At 68.9% G+C, this 12,298-nt stretch carries 16 protein-coding genes; 13 read left to right on the top strand and 3 right to left on the bottom strand.

Features of this window, described 5'->3' with window-relative positions:
• Positions 1-847: 847 nt before the first annotated feature.
• The 4 genes from ACOJUJ_RS08605 to ACOJUJ_RS08590 all read left to right on the top strand — a co-directional run bounded on the left by ACOJUJ_RS08605 (position 848) and on the right by ACOJUJ_RS08590 (position 2,183).
• A complete protein-coding gene (locus tag ACOJUJ_RS08605; RefSeq protein WP_420126454.1) occupies positions 848-1,024 on the top strand; it encodes a hypothetical protein in 177 nt (58 codons plus the stop codon).
• A 97-nt stretch (positions 1,025-1,121) separates the two neighbouring features.
• Entirely contained in the window at positions 1,122-1,292 is a 171-nt protein-coding gene (locus ACOJUJ_RS08600; protein WP_420126453.1) for a hypothetical protein, read from the top strand.
• A gap of 110 nt (positions 1,293-1,402) precedes the next feature.
• Positions 1,403-1,576 carry a hypothetical protein gene (locus tag ACOJUJ_RS08595; protein ID WP_420126452.1) on the top strand — a complete coding sequence of 58 codons (174 nt, stop codon included), beginning with the start codon at positions 1,403-1,405 and terminating at the stop codon, positions 1,574-1,576.
• Positions 1,577-1,718: 142 nt separating this feature from the next.
• Positions 1,719-2,183 carry a VOC family protein gene (locus ACOJUJ_RS08590; RefSeq protein WP_420126451.1) on the top strand — a complete coding sequence of 155 codons (465 nt, stop codon included), beginning with the start codon at positions 1,719-1,721 and terminating at the stop codon, positions 2,181-2,183.
• Positions 2,184-2,479: 296 nt separating this feature from the next.
• On the opposite strand, the gene ACOJUJ_RS08585 is transcribed toward ACOJUJ_RS08590, so the two are convergent.
• The gene (locus ACOJUJ_RS08585) at positions 2,480-4,066 is read right to left on the bottom strand and encodes an adenosine deaminase family protein (protein WP_420126450.1); all 1,587 of its coding nucleotides are present in this window, start codon (positions 4,064-4,066) and stop codon (positions 2,480-2,482) included.
• 227 nt (positions 4,067-4,293) lie between these two features.
• Between ACOJUJ_RS08585 and ACOJUJ_RS08580 the strand changes: the two genes are divergently transcribed.
• From ACOJUJ_RS08580 to ACOJUJ_RS08570, 3 genes are all read left to right on the top strand, one after another.
• Complete coding sequence (locus ACOJUJ_RS08580) at positions 4,294-4,773, top strand: hypothetical protein (RefSeq protein WP_420126449.1); 480 nt, start codon at positions 4,294-4,296, stop codon at positions 4,771-4,773.
• A 69-nt stretch (positions 4,774-4,842) separates the two neighbouring features.
• Positions 4,843-5,304 carry a hypothetical protein gene (locus ACOJUJ_RS08575; RefSeq protein WP_420126448.1) on the top strand — a complete coding sequence of 154 codons (462 nt, stop codon included), beginning with the start codon at positions 4,843-4,845 and terminating at the stop codon, positions 5,302-5,304.
• Positions 5,305-5,711: 407 nt separating this feature from the next.
• On the top strand, positions 5,712-6,128 hold the full coding sequence (locus ACOJUJ_RS08570) for a hypothetical protein (RefSeq protein WP_420126447.1): 417 nt from the start codon (positions 5,712-5,714) through the stop codon (positions 6,126-6,128).
• Between the two features lie 79 nt (positions 6,129-6,207).
• On the opposite strand, the gene ACOJUJ_RS08565 is transcribed toward ACOJUJ_RS08570, so the two are convergent.
• Both ACOJUJ_RS08565 and ACOJUJ_RS08560 read right to left on the bottom strand, forming a co-directional pair.
• Positions 6,208-7,530: a hypothetical protein gene (locus ACOJUJ_RS08565; protein ID WP_420126446.1), complete on the bottom strand. Its 1,323-nt coding sequence runs from the start codon at positions 7,528-7,530 to the stop codon at positions 6,208-6,210.
• Positions 7,531-7,656: 126 nt separating this feature from the next.
• On the bottom strand, positions 7,657-8,193 hold the full coding sequence (locus ACOJUJ_RS08560; protein WP_420126445.1) for a GNAT family N-acetyltransferase: 537 nt from the start codon (positions 8,191-8,193) through the stop codon (positions 7,657-7,659).
• A gap of 123 nt (positions 8,194-8,316) precedes the next feature.
• Between ACOJUJ_RS08560 and trhA the strand changes: the two genes are divergently transcribed.
• The 6 genes from trhA to rpmA all read left to right on the top strand — a co-directional run bounded on the left by trhA (position 8,317) and on the right by rpmA (position 12,055).
• On the top strand, positions 8,317-8,964 hold the full coding sequence (gene trhA / locus ACOJUJ_RS08555) for a PAQR family membrane homeostasis protein TrhA (protein ID WP_420126444.1): 648 nt from the start codon (positions 8,317-8,319) through the stop codon (positions 8,962-8,964).
• A 162-nt stretch (positions 8,965-9,126) separates the two neighbouring features.
• A complete protein-coding gene (locus ACOJUJ_RS08550) occupies positions 9,127-9,492 on the top strand; it encodes a type II toxin-antitoxin system RelE/ParE family toxin (protein ID WP_420126443.1) in 366 nt (121 codons plus the stop codon).
• 2 nt (positions 9,493-9,494) lie between these two features.
• Positions 9,495-9,788, top strand: coding sequence for a helix-turn-helix domain-containing protein (locus ACOJUJ_RS08545; RefSeq protein ID WP_420126442.1), 294 nt, complete (start codon positions 9,495-9,497; stop codon positions 9,786-9,788).
• 159 nt (positions 9,789-9,947) lie between these two features.
• On the top strand, positions 9,948-11,336 hold the full coding sequence (locus tag ACOJUJ_RS08540; protein ID WP_420126441.1) for a TolB family protein: 1,389 nt from the start codon (positions 9,948-9,950) through the stop codon (positions 11,334-11,336).
• A gap of 98 nt (positions 11,337-11,434) precedes the next feature.
• The gene (gene rplU / locus ACOJUJ_RS08535) at positions 11,435-11,749 is read left to right on the top strand and encodes a 50S ribosomal protein L21 (protein ID WP_420126440.1); all 315 of its coding nucleotides are present in this window, start codon (positions 11,435-11,437) and stop codon (positions 11,747-11,749) included.
• Positions 11,750-11,761: 12 nt separating this feature from the next.
• Complete coding sequence (gene rpmA, locus ACOJUJ_RS08530) at positions 11,762-12,055, top strand: 50S ribosomal protein L27 (RefSeq protein WP_420126439.1); 294 nt, start codon at positions 11,762-11,764, stop codon at positions 12,053-12,055.
• Positions 12,056-12,298: the final 243 nt, after the last annotated feature.

The following is a 12,298-nucleotide window of genomic DNA, read 5'->3' as shown; positions in this document are numbered from 1 at the left end:
GCGAGACGCCACGATTCCTCCCGGATACCTGTGGGGAAAGGGGCCACGTGCCCGCGAGAGCCATCGACCAGCTGTGCACCTCGCCGCGCGTAGCCGCAAAGCTCCGCGACGGCATACCTGGAGCTACGTGAATAACCGAGGATAACACGGGTTCGTTGCTGCAGATGGTATACTGGGTGCCCGGCGGGGGGGTGTAGGGCTCCCACGGGTACGGAGCAAGCGTGGTGAAGCTTGGTCCGGAGGTGCTGGCGGCCACGTTGCCCGATGGATCCGTCGGCACACGGTCGCAGGCTGCGGCGGCGACCAGCAGGGCCACCGCGCTGAGGTAAAGCGTTCTGAGCAGCATGGAAGGGGATGGTGTGTGGTGGGGAGGGCACGGCGAAGAGCGTGGCCCACAACTCTAATCAGCCCACGTGTAATCGGTCAACCGATCCTGGATACCGTCCACCGAAGGGATGCAGCAATCCGATCGGGCCAACATCACATCCTTCTGGCTCGCCAACATAACTTGCTTATTACCTTATGTTTGCGCGAGCGAGGCGGGACAGCTGGAATACTCGTTCGCAATCAAATGACTCGTTAGGTACTCTGAGCTTCGGCGCGAGGAAGTCTATAAAATTCAGATACTTACGAGCGCTGGGACGCCAAGAAGGTAAGTTGCTCCGCATGGTGCTTTGGGAACATCCGGCGCCGCCCTGGTAGAGAGCTGTTGCTTTTTTCGATTTGTCTCGCGTTTATCCATCTGGTCTAGGTTGTGTAGGTACGCATTCTGCAAAGGTTTACGGGCACAGATCGCCGCCTGGGGAGGCGGCGGCAAGATGGGAAACCCGGAACCTGGGAGGGGATGATGAAGAAGCTGACGCTGAACCTGGACGCGCTGAAGGTGGAGCAGTTCGAGACCACCGAGCAGGGTCAGAGCCCGCGGGGGACGGTTGTGGGGGCGGACGCGTTGATGACGAGTCCGGAGAACTGCGTCACCCACACGTGTGGCGACTCGGTGCGCGTCGCCTGCGAGCTGTACTGAACGCCCGGCGGGCCCGCTGAGGCCCACCCGCGTGTTCCCACGTGACGAGGAGCGCCGCGCATCGCGGCGCTCCTCTGCTCCCTTCCAGGAGGGGACGATGAAGAAGCTGACGCTCGACATCGAGGCGCTGGACGTGGACAGCTTCCAGACCGCCGACCCGCAGCCGCCGCGAGGCACGGTTCTCGGCGCCGACGGCTCCACGATCCCGCCGTACTGCTTCACCTTTACCTGCGGCGATTCGCAGATCCGGCCCTGCCAAGCCGACTGACCGGCAAGCCCGTCGTTGACGCGCGGCGGCGTCGGCCGTAATCACGCACGGCGGGCAGCAGATGGCTGACGAGGGGCGCCGCGGCTTTGCGGCCCCCTCACGCACAGACATTGACTTCGCGGACGGCGCTGGAGCAGTGGATGAGCCGCCTGGAGGGCGAGGTAGACCGCCTGGTCGAGCTGCGCGTGTCCGTGGAGAGGCTGGCCGAGGAGTTGGAGTTCAACCGCAAGCTCGCCCTCCCCGCCGCCGACGCGACCACCGCGCGCATGCGGCAGGGTGTGTAGCGCCCGCCGCGTGTGAAACGCTGAGGATTACGGGTCTTGGTCGGGCTCACGCGCGTGGCACGGCGCAGCAGAACACTTGCGGCGGGCGTTGGTTCAGCCCTATGTGCCTGGGGATCTTGATTCCAGCGGCGGAGAGAATCTGGTGAGCGAGCAGCCTGGCGTGCCCTCCATCCACGAGGTCTTCATCTACCTCATCGTACGCGGCGGGGCAGATGCGATCGATTTCTACACGCGGGTGTTCGGCGCGCGGGAGGTGTTCCGCCTGCAGGAGCCCGGCGGCCCCGTGGGCCATGCGGAGCTGGAGTTTGGCCCCGTGACGGTGATGCTGGCCGACGAGCATCCGGAGATGAACCTCCTGAGCCCCCTGGCGTTCGGCGGCACCGGCGCGCGCGTGCACCTGCACGTGGACGACGTCGACGTGCTTGCCCGGCGCGCGGTGGACGCGGGCGCCGTCATCCTCTTTGGCCCCGCCGACCAGCCGCACGGCGAGCGCCAGTGCCGCCTGCGCGACCCGTGGGGGCACGAGTGGCTGCTGGGCCACCCGGTCGGCGAGCCGCTCTCCCGCGAAGAGATGCTGCGCGCCTACCAGGAAAGCGCCGGCGGCTGATCCTGTGTCCGAAGGTGATTTTCTCAGACAGGCGTTCTGGAATCTCACCTTACAGATAGAGAATTGATTTCCTGAGGGAGCGCGCCTCCGCAACGTGAGGCGACTCAACCGTTTGCGCGCGACCGAAGGATCTCGTCTCGGTCATCGCGGAGCTGGACTCGCGGCACGGGTCCAGCCCCGGGGTGCCGCCGGCGAGATCCTTCGGTCGGTGCCAAAGTGCCTTGTAGCAGCAGGTTCGGAGTGGCACCTCCGCTCAGGAAGTCGAGCTGCTGGGAGCTTGCTATACACCCTTAGCCTTAGCGCGACACCGCGCCGGCGGTCGCCCTCCGCTCGAGCAGCATCTGCGCGGCGCGGGTTTCGAACCAGCCGAAGCGGCGCTCCAGGTCGCGCTGCAGGCGGGCGCGGGGGCTGCGGGCCAGGAACGCGCGGCAGCGGCGGCCGTCCCATCCACCCGCGGAGCGCGCGCACGCCGGGGCGGGGGCAAGGGTGTTCAGGTCGCGCCACAGCGGCTCGCCCTGGATGAACGCGTGCTGAAGCGACGTGCGCGCCATGGTCTTGAGCGCGGGATATCCCAGGTTCTGGTCGCGCACCGCCTTGAGGTACTCCATCGTCATCTCCGACCGCGCCACACCCTCGTCGTCCGTCGCCAGCGCCACGGGAACGCCGGCGGCCATGTACGCGTGCAGCGGGTGCGCGGCGCCGCGAATCCCCAGGATCACGTCGTTGCTGGTGAGCGCGATCTCTACCATCACCCCTTCACGCGCCATCTGCTCCATCAGCTCCCGCGCGCTGTCCTCGTGCATCACGTCCGCCCCGTGGCCAATGCGGCGGGCGCCGGCCACGCGCACGGCCTCGCGGATGTGAAAGCGCAGCCCCTCGTCCGGCACCAGGCCGGGCGCCAGCTCGCCCGCGTGCAGGGTCACGCGCACGTCCGGGTACAGGCCCCGCAGGTAGCGGATCATCCGCATGTGCAGCGAGTAGTCGCGCATGGAGATCTCACCATCCTCCGGCTGCACCAGGTTCAGCCCCACCACGGTGCGGTCCGCGTCCGCCATCAGGAACCCCAGCAGGATCTGCGCGAACACCTGCTGCGGTGCGCCGCCGCGCGCCACCTGGTACAGCCAGCGTACCTCCACGTCGCAGCCGGCCTGGCGCACCTGCCCGGGCAGGCATCCCAGCAGCGTGTCGCGGCGCGCCTCCACGCCGTCCAGTCGCGCGGCCGCGGTGCGCGCGACGGCGGGCAGTCCCAGCGCCAGCAGCGTGTCGCGCATCCGCGCAAAGTCGTCCGTCCACCCGGCTTGGCCGCCCAGGGTGCGGGCCGCGCCCGCGTCCGGCGTCATCATCAGCTCCAGGTACCGAACGCCGCCCACTGCAGCGCGGGTGGCGGCTTCGGCAAGCATGTCGCCCACCCGCCGGTCCGTGGAGCCCATGCGGCGGAAGCTGTTGAAGAACTGGTCGTGTCCGCTTATCCGGGTGCTGTCCCAGTTTCGCATCGACATCGCGTCCACCATCTGCGCGTACAGCGCCGACGTGTCGGGGATCTGCGATGCCAGGCGCAGCGTGTCGTTGGGCGTGCAGCTTTGCGAAAGGATGGCGAACCGGCGCGTGTTCACGCACAGCCCGTCTTCCGCCGCCCAGCGCAGGTAGCTTTCGGCGTAGACGGTGCCGGACAGGTGGCTGTGCAGATCGCCGCCCTTGGGCATCTCGCGGACAAAGATCCCCAGCGCCACCGAGTCGCCGCGGATGGCGTCGAAGTAGCGCGCCGTCTGCTCCTCCGCGCCGGTCTGCGCGGCGGCGCCAAGGGGGAGCAACAGCAGGGCGGCGACGGATGCGGCAAGGCGCCGCCGCGGGCGCGCGGCGAATTGGCGGAAGATCGGGGTCATGATGGAGGTCCGGATCGCGACGGGGCTCGATGGTGTTGCCATCGCGGCAAGCTACGGCGGACGGGGTAGACGGGAAAGCCCGTGGCTCGACACCGTGGCGTCCCCGCCGCGGCAGGCTAGATTGTCCGCATCCCTCCCCCATCGCCCGCATCCACCCCGCCATGCTCCATCGCGTCCTCGAGCTTTTCCGCGCCCCTGATCCCACGTCCGACTGGCCGCCGGCAAGGGTGCGATCGCTGACGCTGGACCTGGAGACCGGCGCCATCGGCCGCATTCGCCCCCACGCACCCTGGACCGACCTTGCCGACTGGGGCCGCCCCGGCAACCGGCGGCCGGTCGCCCACAAACGCGTCGTGTATCCGGAGATGGGAATCGCCTTCCTGCTCCGGGAGGAACGAGTGTCCGGGGCCGATCTGCACTTTCAGGCCGTCGACGCCCTGGGAATGATGAGTGCGCCGGGTGAGTGCGAAGGCTTCGTTCCCGCGCAGCTGCGGATGGTCGCGGCCAGCGGGGCCGGGATGCTGGTGACGGTAGCCACCACGCCGGACGAGATCCGTGCCCGCCTGGGCAAGGCGTGGGAAGACAAGGGCGCGCAGTACCTTGGCCTTGCGTACGAGCGGCGCGGCTGGGAGCTGGAGTTCGAGTTCGATGCGGACGGGGTGCTGTCCTCGGCCCAACTCAGCTATGACAAGGACGGCGCCCGGTAGCGGCGGGACGGGATTTTGCGGTCGAGCCGCGCGCGTGCCTGAACGCGAATCACCTTCCATGAGCCTGAGATGATGAACCGAGCCGACGACGTGTGCCCGCGGGTGACCGCCATCCACCGCCGCGCCTGCGCGCTGCTGCTGGCGCTGCCGCTGGCGGCGGGGTGCCTGAACACCTACCGCACCGGCCCCGTGCCCGGCACGGACGCCAACCAGCAGGTAGAGATCCCGCTGGGGCAGACGCGCACCTTTGACGAGGAGCGCCTGGCCATCGGCTTCGGGACAGTGCTGGAGGATTCGCGCTGCCCCACGGGGACGCAGTGCGTGCGCGCCGGGAACGGCCGGGTGGGGCTCATCCTGCAGGAGCGCGGCGAGGCCACCCGCTCGGTGGAGCTCAACACGGCGGAAAGGCCCCGCCGCGTGAGCCACGAGGGCTACATCATCCAGGTGGTGGATCTTCAGCCCGTCCCCACCGCCGCCGGCGCGCCCCAGGTGGAGAGCTACGTCGTCCGGCTGCGGGTTACGCGGGGATAGGGAGGGTGGATGGGGACGGCGGGGATGAACTCGTCCAGCGGCAGTGTCCGGCGGATGATGTTCATCAAGATCCCCTCAATCACGCGCCGCCCGCCGCAGGAGCGAGCGATGCCATTGAGACTGTGAACCGGTAGCGTGCCGTCCGCCTGCAGGAGCGAATCAATTCGCCGCTACAACTGCACAAAGTCCACCTTCGTGGACTCGGCGGCCCTGCCGCGTACGGCGGCCCATGCACCGGCGCGTCCGCAACCGGACGATCACCGGAGCAGATCCTCAGAGGCCCCGATCGCTCCCCGATTCCGCGGAAGCTCGGTTCATCACGAGAGTCTTGACGACGGCGGGGCGGCGCCGCATCTGTTCGCGCATTCCCGCACCTCCCGCCGCATCCATCCCCCGGAGATCCCGTCATGGGCCGCAGCATCCTTGCCATCGTCGTTGGATTCGTGCTCACCGGCGCGCTGAACGTGGGCACCAACACCGTCCTGTCGCGCATCGCGCCAGAGATGGTGCCCCCGCCGGGCACGCCCAACACCAACACGGCCGCGCTCATCGGCATCTGCGCGTACGTGGCGCTGTACGGTGTCCTGGGATGCTACGTCACGGCCCGCCTGGCCCCGTCGCGCCCGCTGCTTCACGCGCTGATCCTGGGTGCCCTGGCGCTGGCGATGAGCATCCCCATGACGCTGGCGGTGTGGAACGACACGCCGGCGTGGTTCAACGTCTACAACCTGCTGGCGGTGATGCCGTACGCGTACCTCGGCGGCCGCATCCGCGAGCGCGAGCTGGCCCGGGCAGGTGAGGGACGGCTGGCGGCGGCGTCCTGATCCGCATCCACCCCCACACGAAACGAAGCCGCGGGCCCGGACGGGCCCGCGGCTTCGCCGTATCCAGCCTCGTCGCGTTTTACCTGACCTGCGACAGCACCTGTTCGTACACCTCGCGCGAAAGCTGCTCGGCCAGGCGGCGCGACAGGTCCAGCATCAGGTTGGCGCGGGCGTCGTCGCGGCGGCTGGGGTCGAACAGGCGGCGCGCGTCGTCGTCCAGCAGCAGCTGGCGCCAGTCGCCGGCGAACTCCGCCTCGCGAAAGTCGCGCGAGGCCTCGGGCGCCACGTAGTCGCGCGTCACGATGCGCCGGTCATCCACCGACACCACCGCGTAGCGCACCCGCGTCCACCCGTCGCGGCGGCCGGAGCGCACCACGTACGCCGTGTCGGCGCCGGAGCGGGTGCGCGCGGCGCGGCGCTCGCGCGCGGGGTCGGGCTCCGTGATGGCCACGCTGTCCACCTCCAGCATCACCACCAGGTCGGCGCCCACCTGGCGGCCCAGACGCGCGGCCTCGGAGGTGTAGCCAAGGTCGTCCAGGTCAAAGCGCCGGGCTTCGCGGCGCACCTGGTACGGCTCGATCACCTCCACGAACGCCGGCGGGCGTGCCCAGGCGCCGGACTCCAGCTCGTTCTCCACGTCGCGCAGAAAGGACGCGGGGAGCGTCCGCTCCGCCTCGCGCGACGCGGCGATGGGGAGCACGGCCACCCGCAGCGTCCCTTCGTCGATCGCGTACTGCTGCGCCTCCACCAGGCGCTCCATGCCGGGGAACTGGCGGCCCAGCGTGTTGATGGCGCGCTCCGCCACCTGGTACGCGCCGCGGTGGCGCCCGGCGGCGGATTCGCTGGACATCCACCCCGAGTACGTGTCCAGCCGGGCCCCGTCCACCGCGCGCCGCTGCTCGGCGGAAGGCTGCCAGCGGCTCACCCGCTCCAGCCTGCCCAGCGCGTCGCCGTAGCGGCCCGACTCCGCTAGCTGCGCGCCCTGGTCGATGGAGGCGTCGATCGCCGCGTCCAGCACGGCCCGGCGGTGCTGCACGTAGTTGGCAGGCACGGCCAGGTCCACGCGCACCGCCGCCACGTCGCGGCGAAAGTCGTCCAGCCGCAGCAGCGATTCGGCCGCGTCGGCGTGGTTGCCGGCGGTGGAGGCGGCGTCCGACTCCCTCAGGTACTGCTCCACGGCCAGGCGGCCGCTCTCTTCCAGCCGCGTGCGGGCGTCGGCCAGGCTGGGATCGCGGCGCAGGGCGTCCACGTAGCGGCGCGCGGCCTCGGCGGGGCGGCCGCGCTCCTCGAGCTTCATCCCCTGCTCCAGGCGCTTGTTGGCCGACATGCAGCCCGCGGCCATCGTCAGCGGTAGCAGCGCGGCCATCACGGCGGCGCGGCGAAGGCAAAAGTGGATTCTCATGGGAGGGATCGGGCGAAATCGGTGGGAGAAAACCTGCGCGTCAAAGTATGCCACCCCGCATCAGGTGTCGAGATCCTTTGTTCCAGGGTTCCATCGTTGGTGGACGCCGTGGACGCGGGGACGGGATCAATCCCCCTTCGCCCGCTTCTCCCAGTCCGCGCGGTCCAGCCGGTAGACGTGCAGGTGGTAGCCGCGAAAGTCCGCCATCTTCCAGAACGCCAGCCCGTTCCGCTCCGCCACGCGGATGGAGCCGGTGTTCTCGGGAAGGATGAGGGAGATGACGTGCGGCGCGCCGAGCGTGCGAAACGCGTGGTCGCGGCTAGCGCGCGCCGCCTCCGTGGCGTAGCCGTGGCCCCAGAACTCCGGCGCCAGCGCATACGCCACTTCCACGTGCCGCTCGCCGTCCACCTCCTGGGAAAGCAGGCCGCAGCGCCCCATCAGCCGCCCGTCGTCGCGCCGCACCGTGGCCCACAGGCCAAAGCCGTGGCGCGCGTAGTACGCCGGCCAGGTTTCGCGCACCTTCTCCCAGTACGCCTCGCGGGGCGGGGGAGGGCCGCCGATGAACTGGTTCATCCGCGAGTCCTGGTACATCTCGAACAGCGCCTCGTGGTCCGCGTCCGTCAACTCGCGCAAAAGCAGGCGCTGGGTCTGGAGGATGATCATCACACCAGGTGTAAACTGTGAGTACGGCTCAGTGCTGGCGCGGCCTGTCGCGCCGGATGGAACCCCGTTATCGTTGGATGCACGCGCTCCGGGCGCAAGCGTTCACCGCACGAAACAGGCAGGATGATGGACCAGTCCGACGACTCCCGCTGGGAGCTGGCGAACGCGCTCACACACGGGGCCGGCGCCGTGGCCGCGCTGGCCGGCGCCGCCGTGCTCATCGTGGCCGCGTCCGTGTACGGCGGTACGATGGAGATCGTGAGCAGCGCCGTGTTCAGCGCCACCATGGTGCTGCTGTACACCGCGTCCACGCTGTACCACGCGGCCAGGCGGCCAGAGGTCAAGGCGCGGCTCAAGGTGTTTGACCACTGCGCCATCTACCTGCTCATCGCCGGCAGCTACACACCGTTCACGCTGATCGGGCTGCGCGGCGGCTGGGGGTGGAGCCTGTTTGGCGTGGCGTGGGGGCTGGCCGTGGCGGGGGTGATCTTCAAGCTGTTCTTCACGGGCCGCTTTCCCCGCATCTCCACCGCCATCTACGTGGGGATGGGGTGGATGGCCATCGTCGCCATCAACCCCATGCTGGAGCGGCTGTCGGGGACCACGGTGGCGTGGCTCGTGGCGGGTGGATTGGCTTACACGGCGGGCACCGTCTTCTACCTGAACCGGCGGCCGTACGCGCACGCCGTGTGGCACCTGTTCGTGCTGGCCGGCAGCGTGTGCCACTACGCCGCCGTAATGACGCAGGTGCTGCCCCCCGGCCCCACGTGACCGCCTGAGGCGAGGGAGCGCCGACGCATGATCCCCCACCGAATCCGCCCGCGAGGACCTCCCTCGCGGGCGGATTCGCTTTATCCCTCCCGGATCCCGCCACAGGCGTTCCAAGGTGGACGGGCTCCTTCTCCGTTGACCCGAATATCGGAATGGAGTATAATGTCTGTTGACGAGAAGCCGCTGCACTGGCTGGGTGCGTCGTACCGAGAGTTGACTTCGTTCCCGCTACTGGCGCGCATCCAGGCGGGGTTCGATCTCGGTGAGGTTCAGAACGACAGGGAGCCTGACGACTGGAAGCCGATGGAGAGCGTCGGTCCTGGTGCGCGCGAAATCCGGGTCCGCACGTTCGACGGCGGCGTGGTGCAGCACCGCGTGGTCTATGTGGCAAAGTATCAGGACGCCGTGTACGTGCTCCACGCGTTCGCTAAGAAGACCGAACAGACGTCTCCGCACAACCTTGACGTGGCGAGGGTGCGGTACAGGGAAATGGTGAAGGATCGCGAGTCTCGCACGGGAAAGAGGTAACGATGGCTGTTGAGCACGTAACGCCCGCCGGTGCCAACATCTTCCTGGATCTCGGCTTCCCTCCCGGTGAAGCGGAGAACCTGAAGATCCGGGCCGACCTGATGCGGGAGATCATGGGAATCATCCGTGAGCGCGCGATGAAGCAGAAGAAGGCGGCGGACCTGTTCGGGGTCTCGCAGCCGCGCATCAGTGAGTTGATGCGCGGCAGGATCAACGAGTTCTCGATCGATTCGCTGGTGAACATGCTGGCACACGCCGGTATGACGGTGGATGTTTCCATCCGAGCCGCTGCCTGACACGGGTCTGGCGGGGCCTCCGATCCACACGACGGATCGGGAACCCTGCCGCTTCATCTCCGCACGGTACAAGCACTTCCGCCGTCTGGCGCGATGCGGTAGATTCAAGAGGTGGTCCCGCGGCCCCGTTCTCCTCCGTTCAGCTCCCGAGGTTCTTCCGTGGCATTTCAGCCGTTCGCACGCCGCCCCGCCGGGGTGCTTTTCGCGCTGTCGCTGCTGGCCGCCTGTTCCGACGTGCCGGCCACCGCGCCGATGGTCGATCCGCGGCCCCAGCCGCCCGCGGAGACGCTGGCCGCGCTGAGCTGCCAGGTCCGGGTCCGCTCCGCCGCCGTCAGCTGCGCCGCCCCCGCACCGTCGACGGGGGGCGCGAACGCCACCATTCTGGGCGGACAGGGGGTGAACGTGAACTTTGCCGCCACCAACCTGCGCCACGACACGGCGGCCGGCGTGTTCTCCATGGACGTGACCGTGCAGAACCTGCTGCCGAACCCCATGGGCGCGGCCGACCCCACGGAGGTGACGGGGGTGTACGCGTTCTTTCACGGGGGCCCAGTCTCGGCCACGGGGACGGTGGCGGTGCACCGGCCCACGGGCGACGGGATGTTCACCGGTGGCATGCAGACGTACTACCACTGGCCGGAGCTGCTGCGCCGCAACGCCGTGAGCCAGCCGTTGCGCTGGGAGTTCACGGTGTCGCCCACGGTGGAGAGCTTTCAGTTCTCCGTCCTGGTGCAGGCCGACCTGATGCCGCTGGTGGTGTACGACGTGGCCGCGGCGGGGAACCGCGACGTGTGGCGGGTGGCGCTGGACGGCAGCGACCCGGTGCGGCTCACCACCCACGCCGGCGACGACCGCAACCCCACGGCGGCCAAGGGAAAGGTGGTGTTCGTCTCCTTCCGCAACGGCCGGTCGGACCTGTACTCCGTGCCGCTGGCCGGCGGGGCGGAAACGCGGCTTACCGCCACCTCCGGGGCCAGCGAAGGCGATCCCGCCCTGTCGTGGGACGGGACGCGCCTGGCGTACACCAGCGACGCCGCGGTGGGCGTGGCCAAGGTGTGGACGGCCAACGCCGACGGCACCGGCGCCGCCCGCGCCACGCCCACGAGCTTCGGCTCGGAGGCGGAGCCCGAGGCGGCGCCCACGTGGTGGCCGTTTGGCGGGCGGCTGGCGCTGGTGGGGACCGACGGGGGCTCGGGGGACGTGTACGACATGGCGCTGGGCGGTACCCCCGCGCTGCTGCGGGGCGGCCCCACCGCCGAGGTGGACCCGGCGTGGAGCCCCGACGGCACCCGCCTGGTGTACACCAGCAACGTGACGGGCTCCGGTGACCTGTACATGCTGCGCCTGTCCGACGGCCAGGTTACGCGCCTTACCTCGGAGCCGCAGACGGAGTCCTACGCCACCTGGACGCCCAACGGGCGCATCGTGTACCTGGCGTTCCTCGCGGGTGGGGCCACGGAGCTGCGCTGGCTGAACCCGGATGTCGCCGGGAGCCCGCGGGCGATCCCGGTGTCGGGCGCCCCCAGCCGGCCGCACGCCGTCTTTTGACGCGCACCGCTTGACAGCGCCGGGTATTTTGGCGAAATTACCCGTCTTGTGTTGTAATTGCGGGGAATCCCCCGTCCGTGTAACGGAGTTCAGACGACATGTACGCCATCATCCGCACCGGCGGCAAGCAGTTCCGGGCTGAGCCGGGCAAGACGCTTCGCATTCCGTCCGTCGACATGCCGGCCGGCGAGACGCTTCGCTTCGAGGACGTGCTCCTTGGGGCCGACGGCGACACGGTCAAGATCGGCGCGCCCGGAGTGGCCGGTGCGTCGGTGACGGCCGAGGTCGTGCGTCACGGCAAGGGCGAGAAGATCATCATCTTCAAGCACAAGCGCCGCAAGAACTATCGCCGCAAGCAGGGACACCGTCAGAAGTTCACTGAGGTTCGCGTCGGCGAGATCAACCTCGGCTAAAGGAGAGCAGCCATGGCACACAAGAAGGGCGGCGGCTCGACCCGCAACGGGCGCGACTCGAACGCGCAGCGGCTGGGGGTCAAGCGCTTCGGTGGCGAGCGGGTGCTCGCCGGCAACATCATCATCCGCCAGCGCGGCACCAGGTTCCATCCGGGCGCCAACGTGGGCATCGGCAGCGACGACACCCTGTTCGCCCTGGTGGACGGCAGCGTGCAGTTTGGCCGCAAGGACAAGAAGCGCAAGAACGTCTCGGTGATTCCGTTCGAGCCGGTCGAGATCGTGGTCGAGACCGTCGCCGCGGACTGACGCACGCTTCCTGAGCTTTACAAGAACCGCCCCGGCACCTGCTGCCGGGGCGGTTCTTCTTCATATCCAGCATCCATGAGCGGCGGGTTGGATCCGCCGCCTGCTCCTCCGTATCCATCCGCCGCACATCCTCACACCCTCACACCCTCACACCCTCACACCCTCACACCCTCACACCCTCACACCCTCACACCCTCACACCCTCACACCCTCACACCCTCACACCCTCACACCCTCACCCCC

The organism is Longimicrobium sp. (assembly GCF_048594345.1).
Classification (GTDB): domain Bacteria; phylum Gemmatimonadota; class Gemmatimonadetes; order Longimicrobiales; family Longimicrobiaceae; genus Longimicrobium.
The sequence above is the reverse complement of the archived record's forward strand: the minus strand, read 5'-3'. Positions and strand labels throughout refer to the sequence as shown.